The 23,532-nt window shown below is 55.2% G+C and carries 22 protein-coding genes; 8 read left to right on the top strand and 14 right to left on the bottom strand.

The features are described from left to right. Positions 1-127: 127 nt before the first annotated feature. From GJQ55_RS03870 to GJQ55_RS03835, 8 genes are all read right to left on the bottom strand, one after another. The gene (locus GJQ55_RS03870) at positions 128-1,051 is read right to left on the bottom strand and encodes an alpha-L-glutamate ligase-like protein (protein ID WP_229367421.1); all 924 of its coding nucleotides are present in this window, start codon (positions 1,049-1,051) and stop codon (positions 128-130) included. Between the two features lie 48 nt (positions 1,052-1,099). Next, the gene (locus tag GJQ55_RS03865) at positions 1,100-2,638 is read right to left on the bottom strand and encodes an inactive transglutaminase family protein (protein ID WP_420907154.1); all 1,539 of its coding nucleotides are present in this window, start codon (positions 2,636-2,638) and stop codon (positions 1,100-1,102) included. A 6-nt stretch (positions 2,639-2,644) separates the two neighbouring features. After that, on the bottom strand, positions 2,645-3,697 hold the full coding sequence (locus GJQ55_RS03860) for an ATP-dependent zinc protease family protein (protein ID WP_228346199.1): 1,053 nt from the start codon (positions 3,695-3,697) through the stop codon (positions 2,645-2,647). A gap of 252 nt (positions 3,698-3,949) precedes the next feature. Beyond that, positions 3,950-4,420, bottom strand: coding sequence for a bacterioferritin (bfr, locus tag GJQ55_RS03855; RefSeq protein ID WP_228346198.1), 471 nt, complete (start codon positions 4,418-4,420; stop codon positions 3,950-3,952). Positions 4,421-4,432: 12 nt separating this feature from the next. Further along, entirely contained in the window at positions 4,433-4,897 is a 465-nt protein-coding gene (gene bfr, locus GJQ55_RS03850) for a bacterioferritin (RefSeq protein WP_228346197.1), read from the bottom strand. Positions 4,898-5,056: 159 nt separating this feature from the next. Further along, the gene (locus GJQ55_RS03845) at positions 5,057-5,542 is read right to left on the bottom strand and encodes a DUF2947 domain-containing protein (protein WP_228346196.1); all 486 of its coding nucleotides are present in this window, start codon (positions 5,540-5,542) and stop codon (positions 5,057-5,059) included. 5 nt (positions 5,543-5,547) lie between these two features. Next, a complete protein-coding gene (gene thrC, locus GJQ55_RS03840) occupies positions 5,548-6,957 on the bottom strand; it encodes a threonine synthase (protein ID WP_228346747.1) in 1,410 nt (469 codons plus the stop codon). Between the two features lie 84 nt (positions 6,958-7,041). Next, a complete protein-coding gene (locus GJQ55_RS03835) occupies positions 7,042-7,545 on the bottom strand; it encodes a DUF3087 family protein (RefSeq protein ID WP_228346195.1) in 504 nt (167 codons plus the stop codon). A gap of 143 nt (positions 7,546-7,688) precedes the next feature. On the opposite strand from GJQ55_RS03835, the gene GJQ55_RS03830 reads away from it, so the two are divergent. Together GJQ55_RS03830 and GJQ55_RS03825 are read left to right on the top strand one after the other, a co-directional pair. Continuing rightward, complete coding sequence (locus tag GJQ55_RS03830; RefSeq protein WP_228346194.1) at positions 7,689-8,822, top strand: NADH:flavin oxidoreductase; 1,134 nt, start codon at positions 7,689-7,691, stop codon at positions 8,820-8,822. Positions 8,823-8,988: 166 nt separating this feature from the next. Then, positions 8,989-9,498: a BLUF domain-containing protein gene (locus GJQ55_RS03825; protein ID WP_228346193.1), complete on the top strand. Its 510-nt coding sequence runs from the start codon at positions 8,989-8,991 to the stop codon at positions 9,496-9,498. Between the two features lie 10 nt (positions 9,499-9,508). Here the strand turns inward: GJQ55_RS03825 and GJQ55_RS03820 are convergent, their stop codons facing one another. Genes GJQ55_RS03820 through ffh form a run of 3 tightly spaced genes read right to left on the bottom strand, consistent with a single transcriptional unit; the run spans position 9,509 to position 12,384 of the window. Continuing rightward, positions 9,509-10,438, bottom strand: a complete 930-nt coding sequence (locus GJQ55_RS03820) for a bestrophin family protein (RefSeq protein ID WP_228346192.1) — start codon at positions 10,436-10,438, stop codon at positions 9,509-9,511. Then, positions 10,435-10,938, bottom strand: a complete 504-nt coding sequence (locus tag GJQ55_RS03815; protein ID WP_228346191.1) for a TIGR00645 family protein — start codon at positions 10,936-10,938, stop codon at positions 10,435-10,437. The genes GJQ55_RS03820 and GJQ55_RS03815 overlap by 4 nt, the downstream gene beginning before the upstream one ends. Before the next feature lie 30 nt (positions 10,939-10,968). Next, the gene (ffh, locus tag GJQ55_RS03810; RefSeq protein ID WP_228346190.1) at positions 10,969-12,384 is read right to left on the bottom strand and encodes a signal recognition particle protein; all 1,416 of its coding nucleotides are present in this window, start codon (positions 12,382-12,384) and stop codon (positions 10,969-10,971) included. 125 nt (positions 12,385-12,509) lie between these two features. Here ffh and GJQ55_RS03805 point away from each other — a divergent pair, with 125 nt between their 5' ends. The 4 genes from GJQ55_RS03805 to GJQ55_RS03790 all read left to right on the top strand — a co-directional run bounded on the left by GJQ55_RS03805 (position 12,510) and on the right by GJQ55_RS03790 (position 18,272). Next, positions 12,510-13,310, top strand: a complete 801-nt coding sequence (locus tag GJQ55_RS03805) for a cytochrome C assembly family protein (protein WP_228346189.1) — start codon at positions 12,510-12,512, stop codon at positions 13,308-13,310. Between the two features lie 72 nt (positions 13,311-13,382). After that, a complete protein-coding gene (locus tag GJQ55_RS03800; RefSeq protein WP_420907153.1) occupies positions 13,383-14,669 on the top strand; it encodes an HlyC/CorC family transporter in 1,287 nt (428 codons plus the stop codon). A gap of 99 nt (positions 14,670-14,768) precedes the next feature. Further along, positions 14,769-16,880: a methionine--tRNA ligase gene (gene metG, locus GJQ55_RS03795; RefSeq protein WP_228346188.1), complete on the top strand. Its 2,112-nt coding sequence runs from the start codon at positions 14,769-14,771 to the stop codon at positions 16,878-16,880. A gap of 30 nt (positions 16,881-16,910) precedes the next feature. Then, entirely contained in the window at positions 16,911-18,272 is a 1,362-nt protein-coding gene (locus GJQ55_RS03790; protein WP_228346187.1) for an SLC13 family permease, read from the top strand. Positions 18,273-18,292: 20 nt separating this feature from the next. Here GJQ55_RS03790 and GJQ55_RS03785 read toward each other — a convergent pair whose 3' ends face one another. Continuing rightward, entirely contained in the window at positions 18,293-18,763 is a 471-nt protein-coding gene (locus GJQ55_RS03785) for a bacteriohemerythrin (protein ID WP_228346186.1), read from the bottom strand. Between the two features lie 218 nt (positions 18,764-18,981). Here GJQ55_RS03785 and GJQ55_RS03780 point away from each other — a divergent pair, with 218 nt between their 5' ends. Next, entirely contained in the window at positions 18,982-19,824 is an 843-nt protein-coding gene (locus GJQ55_RS03780; protein ID WP_228346185.1) for a Tim44 domain-containing protein, read from the top strand. 57 nt (positions 19,825-19,881) lie between these two features. Here the strand turns inward: GJQ55_RS03780 and GJQ55_RS03775 are convergent, their stop codons facing one another. Beyond that, positions 19,882-20,559 (bottom strand): phosphatase PAP2 family protein, encoded by a 678-nt coding sequence (locus tag GJQ55_RS03775; RefSeq protein WP_228346184.1) that lies wholly within the window; start codon positions 20,557-20,559, stop codon positions 19,882-19,884. A 69-nt stretch (positions 20,560-20,628) separates the two neighbouring features. Beyond that, positions 20,629-21,192, bottom strand: coding sequence for a DUF3299 domain-containing protein (locus tag GJQ55_RS03770; protein WP_228346183.1), 564 nt, complete (start codon positions 21,190-21,192; stop codon positions 20,629-20,631). 170 nt (positions 21,193-21,362) lie between these two features. Between GJQ55_RS03770 and GJQ55_RS03765 the strand changes: the two genes are divergently transcribed. Next, positions 21,363-23,531, top strand: a complete 2,169-nt coding sequence (locus GJQ55_RS03765) for a TonB-dependent receptor (protein WP_228346182.1) — start codon at positions 21,363-21,365, stop codon at positions 23,529-23,531. The last annotated feature ends 1 nt before the right edge of the window (position 23,532 follow it).

Raw genomic sequence — 23,532 nt, 5'->3', positions numbered from 1 at the left:
CTCCTTTCAGCAGAGAATCCGGTGGCTGCCAAAGCAGCCTGTAAAAACGGCGCATGATAGCGCCGTAAAGACAGGGAAAAAAGAATCTGCCGGCTGTAACAATCAGCCGGATTAGCATCTGGAGAAATCAGCTGAACAAATCGGCCGGATCGGCAGCAAACCATTCGCGGCTGCGTTTTACCCGTTCGGCGGCCGGCAAGGCGATATCATCAGGGCCCAGTGCATCGATTTTCTGCAACCGCGGCAATAAGCCGGTGCCATTGGCGACCTGAATGGTTAACCCCGGGCGGGCATTCAGCTCCAGCAGCATCGGACCGTAGCGGCGGTCCAGCACCATATCGGTGCCCAGATAGCCCAGCCCCGTCACTTCATAGCAACGCGCCGCCAGTTCCAGCAGCACTTCCCAGTCGGGAATCTGTAATTCGGCCAACATACGGCCGGTATCCGGATGACGCTCGACCTGCAGACCATTCTGCACCGCATTTAACGGCCGTCCGGTGGCGATATCCAGCCCCACGCCCACGGCGCCCTGATGCAGGTTAGCTTTGCCGTCGGAGGCGCGGGTCGACAGCCGCATCATCGCCATCACCGGGTAACCCCGGCACACAATCACGCGGATATCGGGCACGCCTTCAAAAGAAAAGCCGCCCAGCTGCTGATCAAATTCGATCAGTTCTTCAATAATGGCCACATCCGGGCTGCCGCCCAGACTGTGCAGGCCGGACAGGGTGTTGGAAACGTGGCGCTGCAGGTCTTCCAGGCTGACCACCGCGCCGCTGTTTTTCACCAGCTGGCCTTGTTCATTACGGTGCAGCACCAGAATGCCTTTACCGCCACTGCCTTTGGCCGGCTTGATGGCAAACCCCTGCACACCTTCCAGAATCCGGCCCAGATCGGCCACTTCGTGCTGGCTTTCCACCGTACCGATGAGTTTCGGCGTGGTAATACCGGCTTTCTGGGCCAGGATTTTGGTTTTCAGCTTGTTATCCACCAGCGGGTACAGATGCCGTGGATTGTAGCGGCTGATGTAGCGGATATTACGGCGGTTCATGCCCAGAATACCGCGCGCTTTTAAATGCCAGGGCAAAATAAACACGGCTTATTTTCCAAACACGCTGAAGCGTTTCAGTTCCAGCAGGCGGTAACCGGTGTAAGAACCGATCATCAGCACCAGCGCCAGCACCACAAACTGCAGACCAATAAAGTTGAAGGTCAGATGGCGCACCCAGGGATCGCTCATGGCCCAGTAGGCCAGCACCGCAGTGAGCAGGCTGCCACCGCCCTGTTTCATCACTTCACGCCCGCCCTCTTCTTCCCACAGAATGGACATGCGCTCGATGGTCCAGGACAGAATAATCATCGGGAAGAAGGTGATTTTCAGACCTTCGGTCAGCCCCAGTTTGTACGACAGCACGCTGAATAAACTGATGATGGCAATCACGGTAATAATCACCGCCGTGATCCTGGGCACCAGCAATAAATTCAATCGTGACAGGAACCCCCGGATGTACAGACCGGTGGCCACCACCAGCAGAAAACCCACCAGACCGGTGATTAATGAGGTCTGAATAAAGGCCAGCGCGATCAGCACCGGCATAAAGGTGCCGGACGTTTTAATGCCCACCAGAACACGCAACAAACAGACCACCAGAGCGCCGATAGGCAACAGCAGAATGGTCTGGAACATGGCCTGCTCTTCGATCGGCAGGCTGTGAATCGAGAAATTCAGAAAGTCGTGCTGGCTGGACAGGTTTTCAGCGATGTTGGCGTAGGTGGATTCTTCGCGCCGGATCATGGAAAAACGGATATTGGAATCGGTGCCCCCCAGCACATCCAGAACAGGGGCGCCGCGCTGCTCCCACAGCAGTACCGGATGCTTGCCCACCAGCACACTGCGGCCATCGCTGACCGGCAATTCAAACACCTGGCTGTCATCGCCATCCCACACCCGTAACAGCGGTATCAGCGACTGCCGGCGCCGGCCGTCGCGCAGCTCCAGACCATACACCAGACTGGCCGGGACCCGCGCCTTATGCAGCATATCCACCCACAATTCCGGCAGTTTATCGCCAAACTGAGTGCGCAACAGCTCAATGTTCTGGGCCACTTCGTCACTGCTGAAACGCTTGAGTAACTCCCGCGTCAGGCTGTAATTGTCGGCCGAGGTTGAATACGCCTGGGCCAGCACTTCGCTGATGGCGGCGGCATAGGGTTCGGGCCAGCTAACAGGGCGGATTCCGGGGGCGGGTAACTCGGTACGGCCCTGATTCTGGCTGACCAGAATTTCAGCCCGGTAAAACAGTTCCTGCCGGCCACTGGCACCCCGCACTGACCATTCGGCCCGCGGTTCTTCTTCATCAATAAAATTCAGGCCGTAACCGGGCGAGGCGCCCGCCTCTTTCAATACGGTGTAACCATCCTGAGCCGAGGGGCGCGCCATAGAGACCTTCACCGGTCCACCGCTGGCGGTAAATTCCACCCGCGCTTCCACCGACCAGATGGTCTGGGTTTCGCCGTACATCAACGGTACTTCATACACCCAGTGGCGATGCACGATCAGAAAGGTTCCGGTGATCAGCAGCACAGCCACCAACACATACAAGGGTAAACGCAGAGACGACTGACGGCTGGACATCATGTTCGGTTACTCGCTGACAGCGGAAGAAGGAGGAATGGCAGGCTGAGCCTCAGCCTCGGGTTCGGCGGCTGCTTTAGGTTCAGTTTTTGGCACTGCTTTGGGGTCAGCCTTTGGGTCAGCCTTTGGGTCAGCCTTTGGGTCAGCCTTTGGGTCAGCCTTTGGGTCAGCCTTTGGGTCAGCCTTTGGGTCAGTCTTTGGCTCGGCTTTGGATGCTGCTTTGGGTTTAACCCTGGGTTCCTCGGCAGCCTCCGGGTTTACCACCACCGGGCGCTGGGCTTTCGGCACGGCCGGTACGGGTAATTTGCCATCATCCGGCTGGAATCTGGGCTGCACATTCTTACGCCCCACATCAATCAGCACTATATCGCGCAGAAATTCACGCCCGAGCAGAATCGGATAGGTCATCTGTGAGCGGTCAGTCAGAGTAAATTCGGCATCCTGTTGCAATCCGGAACCCAGATTAATGGTCAGCTGCACCACCGGACGACGTTCAACGTCATCCGCAGAAGCCTGCCGGATACGCACATTACGCACCACCGGCGCTTCGATCTGCAGCGGTTCGGCTTCGTCATCATGCTGCAGTTTGAAACTGACCCAGGGTTTGCCATTCCGCTCAAAGCGGGTGATTTCCTGCGCACTCAGGGACGAGGTGGTGGCGCCACTGTCAACGCGGGCCTGGTAATGATGCCCCGGCGGGGTCAGATAGATCCATTCGGTCGAACCAACCACCAGCTTCCCTTCGTAATAGGCGGCCGGCGTATTGGGGGGACAACTGCTGTTTGCAAAGGCCGGGGTGGCAGCGGTCAGGTTCTGCACCTGCTTGCTCAGGCGATTGATCTGCAGATGCTGAGCTTCGAGCTGATCTTCTATACCCGCCAGACCACTACATTCCGTCGGGATATTGGTCTGTATCTGTGGCTGCGGTTCAGCCTGCTGCTGCAACAGCTGCTGAATACCCTCCAGGGTAACGGCCCGGTGCTCCGGCCCCGGCCAATGCGCACAGCCACTCAGAAACAACGACAACACCGTGCCGGCCATCAGCCTTGCCCGATGGGGCATAACAACCTCCAGAATCTATTATTTTGGTCGCCATTTAATCACAAACAACACAGCAGGCTGAACCTGCGGGCAACCAGGACTGTTACAACACCGCCAACAGCAACGGTTTGCGCACAATAACAACGCGGTGCACAGCATAAACCGGCAAGGGGTGCTTTCAGAAGGGGCTATTGACAGCCAGAATAAAAAAAAGCTCCCGCGGGAGCTTTTTAAAGGTGCAACGCACTGTTGCAGTGATACCAGAAATGCCGGTCAGCCCATCTGCGACTGCAGATAGTTGGGCAAACCGATTTTCTCAATCAGGCCCAGCTGCTGCTCCAGCCAGTGGGTGTGGTCGTTTTCAGTATCTTCCAGCAGTACCTGCAGCATATCGCGGGTCTGGTAATCACGGACTTCTTCACACAGCGCCATCACTTCGCGCAGATCGACAATCACCTTGTACTCCAGGTTCAGGTCGTTTTGCAGCATGGACGGCACATCCGCGCCAATATTCAGCGGTACGCGGGTTACCATATCCGGCGTGCCACCGAGGAACAGAATACGTTCAATCAGTTTGGAGGCGTGCAGTTTTTCGTCTTCAAATTCGTGGTCGATGCGCTCAAACAGTTTTTTCAGACCCCAGTCATCGTACATACGGGAATGAATAAAATACTGGTCCATGGCGCTGAGTTCACCGGCCAGAAGTTCGTTCAGTTTGGCAATTACCTGCGCGTTACCTTTCATGGTGATCTCCCCTTACATCATGGATTGCTGATAGTTTTCGATACCCAGCTGGCTGATCAGGGTTTGCTGGGTTTCCAGCCAGTCGAGGTATTCCTCTTCGTATTCCTGAATGTCTTCCAGCAGTTCGCGGGTAACGTAATCGCGGACCGATTCACAGTAGGCAATGGCTTCTTTCAGCACCTCCAGCTGTTCCAGAATCTGGTCCAGATCGCACTGCAGCATTTCAGCGGTGTGTTCACCAATACGCAGGCGGTTGAGCTTCTGCAGATTCGGTAAGCCTTCAAGAAATAAAATGCGTTCAATCAGTGCGTCGGCTTGTTTCATATCCTTAATGGATTTTTTGTAAGCCTTGTCGTTCAGCTGTTCCAGACCCCAGTTTTTAAACATACGGGCATGCAGAAAATACTGATTAATGGAGGTTAATTCGATGGCCAGTATCTGGTTCAGATAGGCATTAACCTTGGCGTCGCCTTGCATAGTCGGTTCTCCGGAGCGGATTTAAGCCACAGTGTAGGTGCAGGCTAAGGTCGCTGCAACCAGCACCGGGAAGATAATAAACGCAATAAAAACCAGTATTAAAAAGCCTTAATTTACCGATAAAAAATACTCTTATTACGGTAATTTCCGGTCAAGGATTTATTGCCCGGCCGGACGAATACCTATATGAAAGGTGCCATCGGAATGAAACTGCGCCACCTGAGCGCGCTTTTTCGCCAGCAGCAAGGGTTCATCATCGTAGAAGAGGAAATTTTTCCAGTAACGGCGGAAGATTTTCCAGGTGGTTTGTACCACGTGTTCGGCGTGATAGCAGAAATATACCGGGGTGTTGTCGTCCCAGCTTAAATGCGCGGCCAATAATTCCGGCAGTTCGTTGCTGTCGCTGTCCCAGCAACTTTGCCAGTTGCCGCTGTCGGTCCAGACGCCGTTGCGGGCCGGCCAGTCATCGTTGAGGAAATGACTGGCGTGGCTGGCTTCGCGGCTGATCTGCTGCACCCAATACTGACGCGACGCCACCGCGGTTAACGGCTGAATAGCGGCCAGATCTTCCGCTGCCACCGGCAATTCGCGGTGGCGGAAAATCCAGCCTTCGGGGTAGTCGGACCAGGCGCGGACGTTGCTCATCCGGGTCAGTCGCGGAAGGTGTTGGCAGCGATGAATTCCTGCACCGCAGCCAGCTCGGCCGGCAATACGTTCAGGCGCTCTTCGCGCTCCATCAGGTCACTCAGATGGTGCGGCAGTTTCGGCATGTCGTAACCGGCGCGCTGTACGGCATCTTCAAATTTCACCGGGTGGGCAGTGCCCAGAGTGATCATCGGAATGTGCTTATTGCGGCGGCATTCGCGCGCGGCCTTAACACCAATGGCGGTGTGCGGGTCGAGCAGGTAACCTGTTTCACCGTACACTTCCTGCATGGTGGCCACGGTGGTGGTTTCGTCGACGGCGTACGAGTCAAACAGTTCGCGGGCCTTGGCCAGCTTGTCTTCGTCCAGGGATACCACCTCTTTTTTGGCATTCATGCGCGCCATAAGATCGGCCAGTTTAGCGCCATCGCGGTCGTACAGATCAAACAGCAGACGTTCAAAGTTGCTGGAGACGGCAATGTCCATGGACGGGGTGATGGTGTGCTTGAGCGGGTGCACTTCGTACTGGTTTTTGCTCAGCAGACGGTGCAGTACATCGTTGCTGTTGGTGGCAATAATCAGCTGCTCAACCGGCAGGCCCATTTTCTTCGCCATATAGCCGGCAAAGATATCGCCAAAGTTACCGGTCGGTACGGAATAGGCCATGGGGCGCAGCGGGCCGCCCAGGTTCAGACTGGAATAGAAGTAGTACACAATCTGGGACATGATGCGCGCCCAGTTAATGCTGTTTACCGCCACCAGCTTGCGCTCGCCACGCAGAAAGGCCTGATTGCCGAAGCTGGCTTTCACCATATCCTGCGCCTGGTCGAAGTTGCCTTCGATGGCAATGTTGTAAATGTTGTCGCCTTTCACGGTGGTCATCTGGCGGCGCTGTACTTCAGACACGCGGCCGTGCGGATGCAGAATAAAAATATCCACGTTGCGGCAGGCTTTGGTGCCTTCGATGGCGGCGGAACCGGTATCACCGGACGTAGCGCCCATAATCACCACTTTTTCGTGGCGGCGTTCCAGCACGTAATCCAGCAGCTGGCCCAGCATCTGCAAGGCGAAATCTTTAAACGCCAGAGTCGGGCCGTGGAACAGTTCCAGCACGTATTCGTTGTGGTCAATCTGCTGCAGCGGCGCAATGGCTTTGTGGCCGAACACGCTGTTGTTGTAAACCGATTCCAGCATCTTTTTCAGCGCCGCTGAATCCACACAGCCTTCGACGAAGGGGTAAATCACCTTGTGCGCCAGTTCGGTGTACGGCAGGTCACGCCAGGATTCGATTTCTTCCAGGCTGTAATGCGGCACTTCTTTCGGTACATACAGACCGCCGTCGGTGGCCAGGCCAGTCAGCAGTACGTCTTCAAAGCTCAGTTCCGGGGCGTTTCCGCGGGTAGAAATGTATTTCATCATGGCAGGTGCCTGCGTATCTCGGACGGGAAAAAATTGGGGCGTAGTTTACATGGATAACGGGCGCGGCGCACCCGCCGCCGCTTACAAGCGGTTGAGCAAGTCCGGTTGATAATCACCTATGCTCAGGGTCAGCCCCAGCTCGGCCAGCTTCTGGTCAAAGTCGGTGATCTGCTGGTTCAGTTCATCCAGCGTTAAGGTGTTGTCTTCCAGCTGATACAGGTGTTTGGAGGCGTGCAGCTGGTAATACTTAATGGCCAGCGCATCCGGATTATTGTCCGCCAGCGCTTTATCCAGCTTACGGCTGGCGCGGTAAATACGGTTCAGCTCGTTTTTCAGCCGCCACACATACATTACTTCGGTCAGCGCCGGATGGTTTTTCACCAGCCCCACCACCCCGGCAATGATAAACGCCGCTGTCGCTACCGCGGCGGCATTGAGCCAGAAATGCGAACCCCCGTCTGACCACAACCCCACATACAGCTCCGACAAGCCCAGACTTAACAGCAGTAACGCCACCACCAGCCCACCCTGAAAACGGTTCAGGTGTTTTTTGAAGCGGGCTTTGTCGATGTTTTGCAATTCCATAACCTTCTCTGCATCAGTTCTGCATCAGTTTGTTGCACAGGTGCACCAGCTGCTGGACGAAAATGGCACTTTTGCCCCTCTTGATAGGCCAAAGGGCCAAGTATGCTGAGCGCCATTCTGTACACCTGTGAGAAGAGGCGATTATGAGCAATATCCACGGCGCTGTCAGCGCTCTGTTTGAACCCATTACCCTGGGCCCGCTGCACCTGAGCAACCGCATTGTGATGGCCCCCATGACCCGCACCTTCAGCCCGGGTTATGCCGCTAACGATCTGGTGGCACAGTATTACGCCCGCCGCGCCGAACACGAAGTGGGCCTGATCATCACCGAAGGCACCTGCGTTGGCCACAAAGCCGCCAACGGTTACCCGCGCGTACCCTTTATTTACGGTGAAGCAGCCCTGGCCGGCTGGAAAAAAGTGGTCGATGCCGTACACGCCAAGGGCGGCAAAATTGCCCCGCAGCTGTGGCACGTAGGTGCCATCCGCAAAGAAAACACTGGCGCCGGTCCGGATGAAAGCGTACCGGGTTACAGCCCGTCCGGCCTGGTACGTCCGGGCGTGGAAAACGGCGTGGCCATGAGTAAAGACGATATTAACGAGGTGATTGAAGCCTTCGCCCAGGCCGCAGAAGACTCCAAAGCCATTGGCTTTGATGCGGTGGAAGTACATGGCGCCCACGGCTACCTGATCGACCAGTTCCTGTGGGAAGGTTCGAACCAGCGCAGCGATGAATACGGTGGTGATCTGGTTGGCCGCACCCGCTTTGCCTGTGAAATTGTCGCCGCTATCCGCGAGCGCGTAGGCCCGGACTTCCCGATTATTTTCCGCTTCTCACAGTGGAAACAGCAGGATTACAACGCCCGCCTGTGCAACACCCCTGAGGAACTGGATGCCTTCCTGAAACCCCTGGTGAACGCCGGCGTGGATATTTTCCATTGCTCTACCCGTCGTTTCTGGGAACCGGAATTTGCAGGCTCCAATCTGAACCTGGCCGGCTGGACCAAAAAACTGACCGGCAAGCCGGTGATTACCGTGGGCTCTGTGGGCCTGAACGCCAGCTTTATTGATGAAGAAAAGCGCGACATGGTTGATGGTTCCGGCGTCGCTACCGCTTCCATTGATGAACTGGGTGCGCGCATGGCCGCCGGTGAATTTGACCTGGTTGCCGTTGGCCGGGCGCTGCTGCAGGACCCGGAATGGGTGCTGAAAGTGAAGGCCGGCCGTTATGACGAGCTGCAGGACTACGACAAAGAAGCCCTGAAAACACTGGTTTAACCAACGCCTTAAAGGCTCTTCTGTTATTGATAAGACCGGCGCCTGCCGGTCTTATTGTTTTAAGCTATAGATTTTCAAAAACCAATAGATCGACAAGCCTGTCAATATCACCCTTCTTGTACAACAATCTGCACAACTTCTGTATAGATAATTGTATGAGATTTGTATGAACCATCTGATTCGTCTGGTATACGCCAGCCGCTCAACCCAAGCATCGCAGCGCGGCAGTGTTGAATCGTCAATCGGCTCCATTCTGGCGCAATCTCGGCGTAATAATCAGAAGGACCAGATCGGCGGCGTGCTGTTTTTCGGGGATGGGTATTTTTTCCAGTGTCTGGAAGGTGAGGAAAGTCAGGTATTACAAACCTATGCCCGCATTACTCGCGACAGCCGCCACACCGGCGCTACCATTCTGCAGAATAAACCGATCACCAAACGTCTGTTTAACGACTGGTCGATGAAATACGTACCCGCCGCACATGAAGTGCAGGCACTGCTGAAGCGCGAAGGCTACCGCCGGTTTGTGCCGCTGGAATTTTCATTGCCGATGATTGAGATGCTGCTGGATTACTTTCAGCGCGCTCAGGCTGGTGAAGCTCTGCCAACCATAGCCGCCAACGAAGAGCCGGTACGCAAAGGGTTCTGGAACCGGATGACCGGCTGGTTGCGTGCCTGACAGCTCCGGATCAGGTCAGCCGGTTTTTGACCGGCTGTAAGAGGGGTGGCGGTTGCTGCCCCAGTGATTCGGCAATGGAAATTTCGTTAACCCGGCACAGCGCGTCCAGCGGCAGATCGTTGGCTTCGCGGCCAAACGGCCCTTCCAGTTCCTGCGACAACACATCCAGACCAAAAAATGTGTACGCCACCACCATGGTAAACAACACCGCATAAGCGCCAATGGCGGGCACCAGCGCAAAGGGCAGTAAATAGCAGTAGATATAGGCGGTGCGGTGAGTCAGCAAGGTATATGCAAAGGGTAATGGTGTGGTTGCAATGCGCTCACAGGAAGATTGCACCGCCGCCAGCCGGGTAAGATGCTCATCCAGAATACGCAGGCCCATCGCATCAATATGCCCCTGCCGGTACAGGCTGCCGATAATACGGCCGGCACGGCGCAGACAGTAATCGGCATGATTGGTGTGCTTCAGCGTGTGGGCGGCATCTTCTTTGCCCAGCCAGGTTTCCAGCTCGGCCTGGCCGCTTTCCTGGCGCAGCGATGCGCGCAAGGCATGGCAATGCGCGGCACACCATTCCAGCAGGCGCCGGCGCAACGGGCCGGCATCAGAATGTTCAGCCTGCAGATCCAGCAGGGTTTCACTGGAACGCGCCAGACTGCGGATTTCGTACACCATTTCGCCCCATTGTTTACGCGCCTCCCACCAGCGGTCGTAAGCGGCGTTATTACGGAAACCGAGAAAAATGGACAGAGCGATACCCAGCAGGGCGAAAGGCGCGATGGAAAACTCCGGCAACACAATCCAGTTGCTGTCGTGCAGTTTTACCACCAGAAAAGCAAATGCACCCAGCACCAGCAAATGCGGTAACACCCGTGGCACCACAGAACCACGGATAATAAATAACAAGGCAATGGCATTGGGGCGCGGACGGACAATCATTTGCTGTCCTTACCTTCGCGCACCAGTTTATCCAGGTAGCCCATGGCAAAGGCTGAAATCACAAAGGTAATGTGAATCAGCAGGTACCACTGAATTTTGTCGTTCGGAATGCTCTCGGTATTCATAAAGACTTTGAGCAGATGAATGGAGGAAATAGCCACAATGGAGGCGGCCACTTTATTTTTCAGGGAGTTAGAATCCAGCTTACCCAGCCAGCCGAGTTTTTCCTGGCTTGCATCCACATCCAACTTGGAAACAAAGTTTTCGTAACCGGAAAACATCACCATCACAATCAGACCGCCAACCAGGGCAATATCGATTAACGACAGCGCCACCAGAATTAAATCCACTTCTTTAATGGAAAAAATAATGGGGACCAGATGAATCACTTCCTGGAAAAATTTAATACCCAGGGCAATCAGCAGCAGGCTCAGGCCCAGATAAATCGGGGCCATAATCCAGCGGGAGGCGTACATTAACTGCTCAAACAAACGTTCCATACCGGTATTCCGCCTTATTAATTACCCAGCTCAGCGCATCGGTGGCATGCCACCACCAAACGGACCACCACCGCCGCCGAACGGGCCGCCGCCCCCCATGCCACGCATACCACCCATGGCGCGCATCATTTTCTGCATGCCACCTTTGGCGGTGACTTTCTTCATCATTTTCTGCATCTGGGCGTGCTGCTTCAGTACGCGGTTAACGTCCTGAATCTGCGTACCGGAACCGGCGGCAATACGCTTTTTGCGCGAGCCGTTAATTTTGTCCGGGAAACGACGTTCTTCACGGGTCATGGAGAAAATAATCGACTCCATTTGTTTGAAGTTTTTCTCTGCCGCATCGGTCTGCTTGGCCATCTGGCCCAGGTTGCCCATGCCCGGCAATTTATCCAGCATGGAGGTTAAACCGCCCATGTTTTTCATTTGCTGAATCTGGTCGAGGAAATCTTCCAGATCAAAGCCTTTACCGGTTTTGATCTTTTTCGCCAGTTTATCGGCTTTGGCTTTATCGATGGTGCGCTCGGCCTGTTCGATCAGCGACAGTACATCACCGAGGTCAAGAATCCGTGACGCCACCCGGTCCGGGTGGAAAGGCTCAAGGGCATCGGTTTTTTCACCCATCCCCATAAACTTAATTGGCTTGCCGGTAATGTGGCGCACCGACAGTGCCGCACCGCCACGGGCATCACCGTCGGCTTTGGTTAACACCACGCCGGTCAGCGGTAACGCCTCATTAAAGGCCTTAGCGGTATTGGCCGCGTCCTGGCCGGTCATGGCATCGACCACGAACAGGGTTTCAATCGGATTAATGGCGGCGTGCAGCTGTTTGATTTCCGCCATCATTTCTTCGTCTACCGCCAGACGACCAGCGGTATCCACCAGCAGTACGTCGGCGGCGGCACGCTTAGCCGCATCAATGGCCGCTTTGGCAATATCGACCGGCTTCTGGTCAGCGCTGGATGGGTGGAACAGCGCGCCGACATCGTTGGCCAGGGTTTCCAGCTGTTTAATAGCGGCCGGACGATAAACGTCGGCGGATACCACCATCACTTTTTTCTTTTCGCGTTCAATCAGAAAGCGCGCCAGTTTGCCCACCGTGGTGGTTTTACCGGCACCCTGTAAACCGGCCATTAACACAATGGCCGGTGGCTGCGTGGCCAGATTCAGTTTTTCGTTGGCCTCGCCCATAACCTGCATCAGTTCTTCATGGACGATCTTCAGGAATACCTGGCCCGGATTCAGGCTTTTCAGCACTTCAGCGCCAATGGCACGCTCTTTTACCTGCTCGGTAAAGGCTTTTACAACCGGCAAAGCCACGTCGGCTTCCAGCAGCGCCATGCGCACTTCGCGGACGGTCGCTTTAATATTGTCTTCGGTCAGTTTGGCCTGGCCAGTGATGCTTTTTAAGGCACTGCCAAGGCGGTCGGTAAGGCTCTCAAACATAGCGGATGACTCAAACCCATAAAAATTCAGCGCGCAGTATACCCCGCCACCGCCCCGGCCCCAAACACGCACTTTTACCAATGCCCGCCTTGTGCGAAACTGCCGCTCTTGACAGGAGATCGGGCATGTCCGGATTAGTAGCAGCAGTTCCCGCCGCCGGTTTTTATCTGTGGGCGGCATATCGCCAATGGCAAACCTTGAGCGGCCAGGCACCCGCCAACCGTTCACAGGTTCTCACCGGCACCATGGTCGGTGCGTTGCTGCATCTGGTGTATCTGGGCCTGGCCATGCTGGGACAGCCACAGATTAACTTCGCCTTATTTGAAGTCGGTTCACTCATCGCCTGGGTGGTGGTGCTGTTACTGCTGTTCTCCAGCTGGCGCAAACCGGTCGACAACCTGCTGGTCGGCCTGCTGCCCATCGCCAGCCTGCTGCTGCTGATTGCTGCCATTACCGACGTGCAGGCACCGCTGCCAGAACTCAGCTATGCCCTTACCTGGCATATTCTGCTGTCCATTCTGGCCTACAGTGTGTTCAGCATCGCCGCCGTACAATCCATTCTGCTGTGGCTGCAGGACCGCGCCCTGAAAGCCCGTCAGACCCGTGGTCTGGTACAGGCCCTGCCATCTCTGCAAACCATGGATGCGCTGCTGTTTGAAATGATCTGGCTGGGCATGCTGCTGCTGACCGCCGCATTCGCCATTGGCCTGCCGGTGGTATGGGACTTAAAAGCCCAGCATCTGCTGCACAAAGTGGCCTTTGCCAGCATCGGCTGGCTGGTCTTCGCTACCCTGCTGTTTGGCCGTTACCGCTTTGGCTGGCGCGGCATCATTGCCAGCCGCTGGACCCTGACCGGTACCGCCTTTCTGATCTTGTCGTACATGGGTACCAAATTCGTCCTGGAACTGCTGCTGCAGCAGCCCTGAACCGGCTCTGCAGTTGACAGCTTGTTGTCTGTGCCTATGATGGCGGAATCTTAATAACAGAAGGATCCACTCTTGAGCGACGTTCCCTTAAGTATGCTGTTTGGCATACTGATCGTCCTGTTACTGTGCTCTGCTTTTTTTTCCAGTTCAGAAACCGGCATGATGTCGCTGAACCGTTACCGGTTACGGCATCTGGCAAAGAACAAGCATAAAGGGGCCGTACGCGCCACGAAATTGCTGGAAAAGCCCGATCGTCTGATCGGTACCATTCTTACCGGTAATAACCTGGTTAACTTTGCCGCTGCCGCTCTGGCTACCATCATCAGCCAACGCCTGTGGCCCGATAACCCCGACCTGGCCGTCTTTGTAAACACCATTCTGTTTACTCTGGTGGTGCTGATTTTTGCCGAAGTGACGCCGAAAACCCTGGCCGCCATCCGGCCCGAGCGCATTGCTTACCCGGCATCGCGCATTCTGTTGCCGGTGCAAACCCTGCTGCATCCTTTTGTATGGTTTGTTGGTGCTATCGCCAATGGCCTGCTGCGGCTGGTGCGGATCGATGTTCACAACAACACCCCGGATAATCTCAGTACCGAAGAGCTGCGCACCATTGTGCGGGAAGCCGGCACCATGATCCCGAAGCGCCACCAGCATATGCTGATCAGTATTCTCGACCTCGAGAAAATGACCGTAAACGACATTATGGTGCCGCGTAATGAAGTGGTAGGGCTGGATCTGGACGATGATATTGCCGCCCTGACCAAACGTCTGCGCACCACCCAGCATACGCGGATGCCGGTGTACCGCGGTGATATCAATAACGTGGTGGGCATGCTGCACACCCGTAATATCAGCCGTTTTCTGAATGCCGGTGAATTGCTGAAAGAGCATATCGAGAAAATTTGCCGCGAACCCTACTTCATTCCGGAAAGCACGCCGCTGCACACCCAGCTGTTCAACTTCCAGAAAAACAAACGCCGCATCGCCCTGGTGGTGGATGAGTACGGCGACGTTCAGGGTATTTGCACCCTGGAAGATATTCTGGAAGAGATCGTGGGTGAGTTTACCACCGACGTGGTGGCCGCCAGCTCACCGGATGTGCATCCGCAGGAAGACGGCAGCTATGTGGTGGACGGTGCGGCTTATGTGCGTGATGTGAACAAAGCACTGAAGTGGAACCTGCCGACCGATGGCCCGAAAACCATCAGCGGCCTGATTGTGGAAATGATGGAGCACATCCCCGACTCCCCGGCCTGTCTGCGTATTAACCAGTACCGGGTGGAAATTCTGCAGATCAAAGACAACACCGTGCGTGCCGCCCGCGTCACCATTGACCCGTCCTTCCGTTACGACGAATAAACCAGAGTGCCTCTTAACCTGCCTGCGGTGGCCCATCGCGGGCAGGCCTTAAATTCGCTACAATGCCGCCTTTCCTTTGAGCAACCGTAGCGAATTGTCATGACCGCACCGAACCCTCGTAAAATTCTGGTAACCAGCGCCCTTCCCTATGCCAACGGCTCCATCCACATGGGCCATATGCTGGAATATATTCAGACGGATATCTGGGTTCGTTTCCAGAAAGCCCGTGGCCACGAGTGTTACTACGTTTGCGCCGACGATGCTCATGGCACCGCCATTATGCTGCGTGCCGAAAAAGAGGGCATTACTCCGGAACAACTGATTGACCGGGTAAAAGCCGAGCACGAAGCCGATTTCGCCGGTTTTCAGGTGGCCTTCGATAACTTTCACAGCACCCACAGCGAAGAAAACCGTTATTTCTCCGAGCGGATCTACAAAGCCTGCCGTGATAAAGGCCATATTGCCGTACGCAAAATCAAACAGCTGTACGATCCGGTGAAAGAGCTGTTTCTGGCCGACCGTTACATTAAAGGTGAGTGCCCGAAATGTGGCGCTGGCGACCAGTACGGCGATAACTGTGAAGCCTGCGGTGCCACCTACACCCCGGCTGAACTGAAAAATCCGTTTTCCACTATTTCCGGCGCCACGCCGGTGGAAAAAGAATCCGAGCATTACTTCTTCAAACTGCCGGATTTCCAGCAGTTTCTGAAAGACTGGACCCGCTCCGGCACGCTGCAGGACGAAGTGGCCAACAAGCTGCAGGAATGGCTGGATTCCGGCCTGCAGGAATGGGACATCTCCCGCGATGCGCCCTATTTCGGTTTTGAAATTCCCGATGCCCCGGGCAAGTATTTCTACGTTTGGCTGGACGCCCCCATCGGCTACATGGCCAGCTTTAAAAACCTGTGCGACCAGCGCGGCGATATCGATTTTGATGCGTTCTGGAAAAAAGGCTCCGAAGCCGAGCTGTACCACTTTATCGGCAAAGACATTATTAACTTCCACGCGCTGTTCTGGCCGTCGATGCTGACCGCCGCCGATTACCGCACCCCCACGGCGGTCAATGCGCACGGTTTTGTAACGGTAAATGGCGCCAAAATGTCCAAGTCGCGCGGTACCTTTATTAAGGCCCGCACGTTCCTGAACCATTTAAACCCCACCTATTTGCGCTATTACTTTGCCGCCAAGCTGGGTGCCAGCGTCGATGATTTCGACCTGAATCTGGAAGATTTTGTGCAGCGCGTGAACGCCGATCTGGTCAACAAACTGGTGAACATTGCCAGCCGTACCGGCAATTTTATTGCCAAGGCCAGCGGTGAATTAAGTGCCACCTGTGCCGAACCGGCCATGGTGCAGGAATTTATCGACGCCGGCGACCAGATTGCCGGGCACTACGAAAAACGCGAATTCAGCCGCGCCATGAAAGAGATTATGGCGCTGGCCGATCGTGCCAACGAATACATTCAGGATAAAGCCCCCTGGGCCATGAACAAGGAAGAAGGCCGCCAGCAGGAAGTGCAGGAGGTGTGCTCGGTGGCGCTGAACCTGTTCCGCCAGCTGGTTACTTACCTGGCGCCCGTGCTGCCGGAAATTGCGGCCAAAACCTGTGAGTTCCTGAACCTGGAAAACCTTAACTGGGAAGCCCGCCGCAGCATTCTGACCAGCCACAAAATCAATAAATTCCAGCCCATGCTGGCGCGCGCAGAAATGGACAAAGTAACCGCCATTCTGGAAGAAACCAAAACCGAGCTGGAAAAAGAAAACGGTGGCGTACAACCAGCGGCTGCCAATCCCGCTGATAAAAAAGCGGACAAAAAAGCCGATAAAAAAGAGAAAGCGAAAGGCCCTGCCCTGCGCGACGACGGCAATGAAGTGATCGCCGACACCATCGAATTTCCGGATTTTGCCAAAGTGGATCTGCGCATTGCCCGCATTATCAAAGCGGAGCATGTGGAAGGCGCCGAAAAGCTGCTGCAACTGACCCTCGATATCGGCAACGGCGAAACCCGTAATGTTTTCTCCGGCATTAAATCGGCTTATAACCCGGAAGACCTGAACGGCAAGCTGACGGTCATGGTCGCCAACCTGGCCCCACGCAAAATGAAATTCGGCTTATCAGAAGGCATGGTGCTGGCCGCCGGCCCCGGTGGCAGCGATATTTTCCTGCTGGAACCCCACGAAGGTGCCCAACCGGGTATGCGGGTGATGTAACCCGCCCCCGGCCTGTTTAGCGGAGAACCTATGAGCTTATCAGTACCGGCGGCGCACATCCGCCGCAAACGGATCATTCTGGCAGTCGATGTACTGTTGCTGATTGCCCTGCTGAACCTGCTGCCGTTTGAGCCGAAGGTGGTCACAGGCCTCAGCATGCTGATTTTTATTGCCGTGCTGTGGCTGACCGAGGCTATTCACGTCAGCATCACGGCGCTGCTGGTGCCGGTGCTGGCCGTCTTGCTGGATGTCTTTCCCACCGGCAAAGCCCTCAGCAGCTTTGCCGACCCCATTATTTTTCTGTTTTTGGGTGGTTTTGCCCTGGCTTCGGCCCTCAGCACGCAGGGATTGGATAAAGCCATCGCTGCGCTGGTGCTGAACTTTGCCCGTGGCCGCCTGGCCGTTGCCGTATTGTTGCTGTTTGCCGTGGCTGCCGGACTGTCCATGTGGATCAGCAATACCGCTACAGCGGCCATGATGCTGCCGCTGGCATTGGGGATGCTGAGCCAGCTCGACCGTGAACATAACCAGAACACCTGGGTTTTCACCCTGCTGGGCATTGCTTACTGTGCCAGCATTGGTGGTATTGCCACCCTGGTTGGCAGCCCGCCCAATGCCATTGCTGCGGCCCAGACCGGCTTAACCTTTATGGGCTGGATGCAGAAAGCCCTGCCGCTGACCTTGCTGTTATTACCAGCCGCGGTACTGGTTTTGTATATGGTTCTGAAACCGGATTTAAGCGCCCGCGTCGCCGTAGAAAAAACCCAGGTACAGTGGACCCGCCAACGCCAGCTGACCCTGCTGATTTTTATTGCCACCGTACTGTGCTGGATTTTCAGTGCGCCGCTGAACAAGCTGCTGGGTGGGTTATCGTCCTTTGACACCCTGGTGGCCATTGCCGCCATTATTGCCCTGGCCATCAGCGGCGTGGTGGGCTGGAAAGACATAGAGCGCACCACCGACTGGAGTGTACTGCTGCTGTTCGGCGGTGGCCTGTGCCTGAGTGCGGTGCTGAACACCACCGGCACCAGCCTGTTTCTGGCCAATAACATCGGTGCGTTACTGGATCAGGCCAGCCCGGTACTGGTAACGCTGGTGATTGTTACCTTCGTGGTGTTTCTGACTGAATTTGCCAGCAATACCGCCAGTGCCGCGCTGCTGATTCCGGTCTTTACCGGCATTGCCGGCAGTATGGGCGTGGATCCGGTGACCTTAGCGGTATTGATTGCAGTCTCAGCGTCCTGTGCCTTTATGCTGCCGGTCGCCACCCCGCCCAATGCCATTGTATTTGGTACCGGCCAGGTACCGCAGCAACGGATGATGCGCACCGGTATCTGGCTTAACCTGCTCTGTATTGGCCTGATTAGCGGCTACGCCACCCTGTTCTGGTAAGCCTGCCGGCAGGGCGGCAGTTAACTGGTGGCCGAGGAACTGCCAAAGATTCTGGTCAGTGTGCTTTCGATCCAGCTTTCATTGCTTTTCAGGCTCTTTTTCACCAGCGGCACGTAGTCCACGTCTTCGTGGCGAATATGCTGAATCAGCCAGGCCAGCAGCGCTGTACGCACGCGCCGGGCAATGCCGAAAGGGTCGCGGCCGCTTTGCAGTTCATGCTGCATACGCACCACTTTTTCCTCAAAACGCCGGTGTACCGCCTGATGCGCCTCCAGCAGCTCATAGCCTGCCTTTTTCATCAGCTGCTCTTCAAAGGCAAAGTGGTCAAAGGTGTAATCGCGCAGACGCTCCAGCACATCCGCCACTTCGGCCTGATTTTCGGCAATAATGGCGTGCGTCAGATCGTTGATGTAATCGACAATACGGCGATGCTGCGAATCAATAATCTCAATACCCAGGTTCAGATCCTGTGTCCATTCAGTGATTTCCATACGTCCTTTTCCCTCTTATCAGATGGCGTATCCTTGCCGAGTCTAGGCAAGCCAGCAAAACACGCGTTGACCTGAATCAAACCCACACAAAAATAAAGGCTTTAATCGCCGGCACAGGTGTGCGCCCCGGCTTTACGCTTCCTGCCTAAGCCGCAGGTGACTTTTACTCAGCCCTTACCTACCATGGGCATCATTTTTTGACCTGCATAGAGGACCTTATGAAAGCCTTCTGGACATTGTTTTCCGTACTGATTCTGACCTTTGGTATTGCCCACCAGGCCGATGCCAAGCGCTTCGGTGGCGGTGGTTTCGGTAAAAGCAAAGCCGTACCCACGCAACAACGTCAGGCCCCGCAAAAGCAGGATCAGGCTCAGCAGGCAACACCGGCAGCCGGCGCAGCCGGTAAAGGCATGCTGGGCGGACTGATGGGGGGGTTACTGGCCGGCGGAATTTTCGCTTACCTGCTCGGCAGCGGTGCCTTTGAAGGCATTCAGTTTATGGACATCCTGCTGATTGCACTGGTGGGCTTTGTACTGTTCAAACTGCTGCGTCGCCGCGCGCCGCAACCCGCTGCCGCTTACGCACCCGGTGCGCAAAGCCCGGCCCAGCCGCAGCAACGCCAGGCGTTTGATATGGGCAGCATCGGTGATTCTGCAGCAGCCGCACCGGCCAGCACCGCGGTGATTGATCTGCCGGCCGGCTTTGATCAGCAGGCCTTTATTGAGGGTGCGCTGGAACATTACCGCGCCGTACAGAGCGCCTGGAACAGTGGCAACCTGGACGTAATTGCCGAATACGTGAAACCAGAACTCTTTGCCCAGCTGGCCAACCAGCGCCAGCAAATGGACAGCGCCCCGCAAACCGACATTATCGACCTGAACGCCGAAATTGTGGCCGCAGGCACTCAGGGCAACAGCGCTGAAATCAGCCTGTTGTTCCGGGGTTTAGCCCGCGATGCCGGCGAGCAGAGCGAAGATGCCGTCTTTGATGTCTGGCATCTGGAGCGCGACCTGAGCAAAGACAACGCACCCTGGTTAATTGCTGGTATTGAAGCGGAATAATTGCCGTTTTACAGGTAAACAAAAAGGCGCCGCGGCGCCTTTTTTTATTTGCATTTCTTATCGCGTAGCCGGTTCCTGAATCCGGCTGTGGCCCAACAACCACCAGCTGAAACCCCGGTAAACGAAGTAGCAGATAAAGCCGGAAACCAGGGTGTCGCTGAGAAAATGCCCGCCCTGCACAATGCGCCCGGCACTGGCCAGTGAACCGACAACAATACCGGCCCACAACCAGCTGCGACGCCGGAAAACCCAGGCAAAAGCCATTAGCCAGAACCCCATTGCGGAATGCCCGCTGACAAAGGATGTACAGCTGCGCTGGCACTTTTCAGACACAACAAAGGCCGGCTCAAAGGTTTCCGTACCGCCGAACTCCTGTACTGCACGCGGCCGCGGACGCTCGAACACTTCTTTAAAAACACTGTGCACCAGCAACCCCGGCCCCGCCAGCAACCCCACCAGTAAAAAGACCCAGATCCGGCGCTGAGCTTTATCAATGCCATGCTTTACAAAGGTCATGGCCACGGCCGCCAGCAACAATGGCACGATAAAAAACGGCCCATAGCGCAGCAATTCATAAATCGACATAACAACGGCATTGTCATTCATCGGCCAGCTGTGGCTGTCAGGGTCGTAAAACCAGCCACTGACCCACAGGTCCAGTTGTGGAAAAACCACAAACAGAAACGCCACCAGGGCAAACAGAATCCAGTCGGCGTGCTGTTTCAGCAACAACATAAATCACTCACTTTCAGAGGTAAAACGGCGCACAGGATAACGGTTTTTATACCGCCCCGCACAACAAGACTATTCAGCCGGCCCGATATACAGCTCGATCTTATCCACCACCATGCGGTACGCCGAGGTGGCCAGCTCGTTGGTTTTAAGATCGGTGTACAGGGTGCCTTCAATCCAATAGGGGTCGTAGATGGTGTCCATATACACCCCTTTCTTGCTTTGCATCAGGATGATCTGGTTCGGTGGTGGCGGCGGCAGGTGAATGCAGGCGCCGTAGTAAGGCACCAGGAAAAACTCGGTTACCACCTGCTGATCATCAAACTCCAGCGGCACCACAAAACCCGGAATGCGGATTTTTTTGCCGTTGTACTCGGGCCGTACATCAGTGGACTGCAGCGCCCGCTCCCATTCGTTCTGCGGTTCTTTGTTAGCCGACTGCTCCACCGCTTTTCCCACAGCAGCGGCAACCTGATCTTCCAGCGAGCCTTCTTCAATACTCAGCAGATCTTCGGGCGGGTTCGACAACGCCTGTAAATCTTTCGCCGGCAGCAGCTCCATAAACTCGATGGTTTTGTAGGGTTGCGCCTGCAGCGGCAGCGCCAGGCTGAGCAGTAAAAGCAAAAATCCACGCATAAAGACTTCCCAAACTGAAAAGTTATAATATAACATATCGTTCAAATGGCCGATCCGGCCGATTGATTCATTGTTGTGACTATAAATGAAACCAGCCGCACCACCTATGTGGCTGCTGAATTTTGTGCGCTGCAATGGTCTCCTGTGATGTTCATATTTAAGGGTTTTGTATGTTCCAGCCGTTTCAATCCGGTTACCGTCGTAATGCCTTGTTTCTGGCGATCTGTGCCACCACCAGCAGCGCACAAGTTGCTGCTCATACAACAGAATTAGATACCTTAGTGATCAGCAGCGCTAGCCAAGGTTCGGTTTACGATGTTGCCCAACCAGTCACCGTGCTGGATAAAAATGCTATCGACAACAACAGCGGAACCTCTTTGGGTACCTTGCTGGAGAGCACTCCGGGCATTGCCAACTCGTCATTTGGCCCGGGTGTAGGCCGACCGGTTATTCGTGGCATGAGCGGCAGCCGGGTAAAAATCCTGCAGAACGGCAGTGATACCGGTGATACCTCTGCGATGAGCTCCGACCACAGCCCGATGAGCGAAGCCAGTGCGGCGGAACAAATTGAGGTCATCTATGGCCCGGCAACCCTGTTGTATGGCGGTGGTGCGATTGGTGGTGTAGTTAACGTCATTGATCGCCGCATTCATGAACAACCCGGCGATGGCATCAGTGGAGAAGTCGGTGTTAAAAGCAGCAGTGTCGACAGTGGTTACAGTACCGATGCAGTACTCGATCTGAGTAAAGGCAACTGGACACTGCACCTGGATGGTTTCAAACGCGACTCTGACAATTACCGCAGTGGTAAAAATGGTCGCGTTCCTGCCGGTAACAACAGCGGTCGCATTGCCAACAGCAACACTGAAGGCAAGGGTGGCGCGGTAGCACTCAGCTGGGCCGATGGTGTGAATGGCTTTGTTGGTGGCAGCATCAGCACACTGGAATACGATTACGGCGTACCCAGCCTCGACGATGATCAGTACCGCGTTGTCCCCAAACAAATCCGCTACGACTTAAAAGGCGCCTGGCGTCCGGCTGCGGACTCGGCGTTCCACTGGATGGAAGAATGGCGTACTGAACTGTCCTACACCGATTACGAACATGATGAAACCGAACCCGGCGAAGTGGTTGGTTTATTCCAACAAGAAACCTGGGAATTGCAAAGCCGTATCCGTCATCGCGCTATTGGCCAATGGCAGGGTACGTTCGGTATTCAGTTAGAGAAGCAAGACCTTGGACTTTGTCACAGCCACGGTGGCTGTGATGATATCGCTTCCTTTGGCTCAACTGGATGGGACGGATTGGAAGGAGCGAACTTCAGCACTGATGTTAACGGTACCTATCAGTTTGCTCACAGCACCCCCATGCCGCTCACCACCACAGAACAGGCTGGGGTATTTTTGGTAGAACAACGTGATTGGACCCATGGCACCATCGAGTTGGGCGCACGGATTGACCACATTAATATCAGCACCGATCCTGACCCGATTGAATTTACGGGTACCCATGACTATCGCCACCAGAGCAGTTATTACGATGACAAAGAGTTCACTCCTGTCAGTCTGTCAGCAGCCGGCACCTGGGTCTTGTCTGAACAACAACGCCTGGGCCTGAGCCTGGCACGGGTACAACGCGCTCCGGAAGTGTATGAGCTGTACTGGAACGGTGATCACCACGCCACCTCCTCTTTCCAGCTGGACAACCCGGATCTGGATGTCGAAACAGCCTGGACCATCGACCTTAACTGGCTGTATCAGGGTGACCGTAACAAACTGCAGGCGGCGGTATACCACTACCGCTTTGACGATTACATCTATAACGAAATAAAAGAGATTGAGCATAACTATGGACGCCCATGTGGTAACACTGGCGATCCCTTCCACTGCGATGACGTCTACCGTTATGAACAGAGCGATGCCCGCTTTACCGGTGCGGAGTTCAACTGGCAGCATAACCTGACCAACACCTGGCATGTGGATATTGGTGGCGACGTGGTTAAAGCGGAACGCACGAATGGTGAAGATCTGCCGCGCACCCCTCCGGCCAGTATGCTGTTAGCGCTAAATTGGGAGCATAATGGCTGGGATCTGCGCGCCGAAGGTCGTGCCATCTTTACCCAGAATGACACCGCACCAAACGAAACCAGAACCAGTGACTTTATGCTTCTGAATGCTTATGCGGCATACAATATGCCAATCGGTGGCAGCGAGTTAATCTGGCATCTGGCGGTACAGAACCTGACCGATGAATACGCGGTCAATCATGTGTCATATCTGAAACAAGCCGCGCCGCTGCCGGGCCGTAACCTGCAGGCCGGTGTGCGCTGGCGTTTTTAAC

The organism is Venatoribacter cucullus (assembly GCF_016132445.1).
Taxonomy (GTDB): domain Bacteria; phylum Pseudomonadota; class Gammaproteobacteria; order Pseudomonadales; family Oceanobacteraceae; genus Venatoribacter; species Venatoribacter cucullus.
The sequence above is the reverse complement of the archived record's forward strand: the minus strand, read 5'-3'. Positions and strand labels throughout refer to the sequence as shown.

What these genes read in the sequence shown, in the direction of transcription:
- GJQ55_RS03870 (WP_229367421.1), bottom strand. Translation starts at nt 1,051, where the DNA reads ATGAACCGCCGTAATATCCGCTACATCAGCCGCTACAATCCACGGCAT.
- GJQ55_RS03865 (WP_420907154.1), bottom strand. Translation starts at nt 2,638, where the DNA reads ATGATGTCCAGCCGTCAGTCGTCTCTGCGTTTACCCTTGTATGTGTTG.
- GJQ55_RS03860 (WP_228346199.1), bottom strand. Translation starts at nt 3,697, where the DNA reads ATGCCCCATCGGGCAAGGCTGATGGCCGGCACGGTGTTGTCGTTGTTT.
- bfr (WP_228346198.1), bottom strand. Translation starts at nt 4,420, where the DNA reads ATGAAAGGTAACGCGCAGGTAATTGCCAAACTGAACGAACTTCTGGCC.
- bfr (WP_228346197.1), bottom strand. Translation starts at nt 4,897, where the DNA reads ATGCAAGGCGACGCCAAGGTTAATGCCTATCTGAACCAGATACTGGCC.
- GJQ55_RS03845 (WP_228346196.1), bottom strand. Translation starts at nt 5,542, where the DNA reads ATGAGCAACGTCCGCGCCTGGTCCGACTACCCCGAAGGCTGGATTTTC.
- thrC (WP_228346747.1), bottom strand. Translation starts at nt 6,957, where the DNA reads ATGAAATACATTTCTACCCGCGGAAACGCCCCGGAACTGAGCTTTGAA.
- GJQ55_RS03835 (WP_228346195.1), bottom strand. Translation starts at nt 7,545, where the DNA reads ATGGAATTGCAAAACATCGACAAAGCCCGCTTCAAAAAACACCTGAAC.
- GJQ55_RS03830 (WP_228346194.1), top strand. Translation starts at nt 7,689, where the DNA reads ATGAGCAATATCCACGGCGCTGTCAGCGCTCTGTTTGAACCCATTACC.
- GJQ55_RS03825 (WP_228346193.1), top strand. Translation starts at nt 8,989, where the DNA reads ATGAACCATCTGATTCGTCTGGTATACGCCAGCCGCTCAACCCAAGCA.
- GJQ55_RS03820 (WP_228346192.1), bottom strand. Translation starts at nt 10,438, where the DNA reads ATGATTGTCCGTCCGCGCCCCAATGCCATTGCCTTGTTATTTATTATC.
- GJQ55_RS03815 (WP_228346191.1), bottom strand. Translation starts at nt 10,938, where the DNA reads ATGGAACGTTTGTTTGAGCAGTTAATGTACGCCTCCCGCTGGATTATG.
- ffh (WP_228346190.1), bottom strand. Translation starts at nt 12,384, where the DNA reads ATGTTTGAGAGCCTTACCGACCGCCTTGGCAGTGCCTTAAAAAGCATC.
- GJQ55_RS03805 (WP_228346189.1), top strand. Translation starts at nt 12,510, where the DNA reads ATGTCCGGATTAGTAGCAGCAGTTCCCGCCGCCGGTTTTTATCTGTGG.
- metG (WP_228346188.1), top strand. Translation starts at nt 14,769, where the DNA reads ATGACCGCACCGAACCCTCGTAAAATTCTGGTAACCAGCGCCCTTCCC.
- GJQ55_RS03790 (WP_228346187.1), top strand. Translation starts at nt 16,911, where the DNA reads ATGAGCTTATCAGTACCGGCGGCGCACATCCGCCGCAAACGGATCATT.
- GJQ55_RS03785 (WP_228346186.1), bottom strand. Translation starts at nt 18,763, where the DNA reads ATGGAAATCACTGAATGGACACAGGATCTGAACCTGGGTATTGAGATT.
- GJQ55_RS03780 (WP_228346185.1), top strand. Translation starts at nt 18,982, where the DNA reads ATGAAAGCCTTCTGGACATTGTTTTCCGTACTGATTCTGACCTTTGGT.
- GJQ55_RS03775 (WP_228346184.1), bottom strand. Translation starts at nt 20,559, where the DNA reads ATGTTGTTGCTGAAACAGCACGCCGACTGGATTCTGTTTGCCCTGGTG.
- GJQ55_RS03770 (WP_228346183.1), bottom strand. Translation starts at nt 21,192, where the DNA reads ATGCGTGGATTTTTGCTTTTACTGCTCAGCCTGGCGCTGCCGCTGCAG.
- GJQ55_RS03765 (WP_228346182.1), top strand. Translation starts at nt 21,363, where the DNA reads ATGTTCCAGCCGTTTCAATCCGGTTACCGTCGTAATGCCTTGTTTCTG.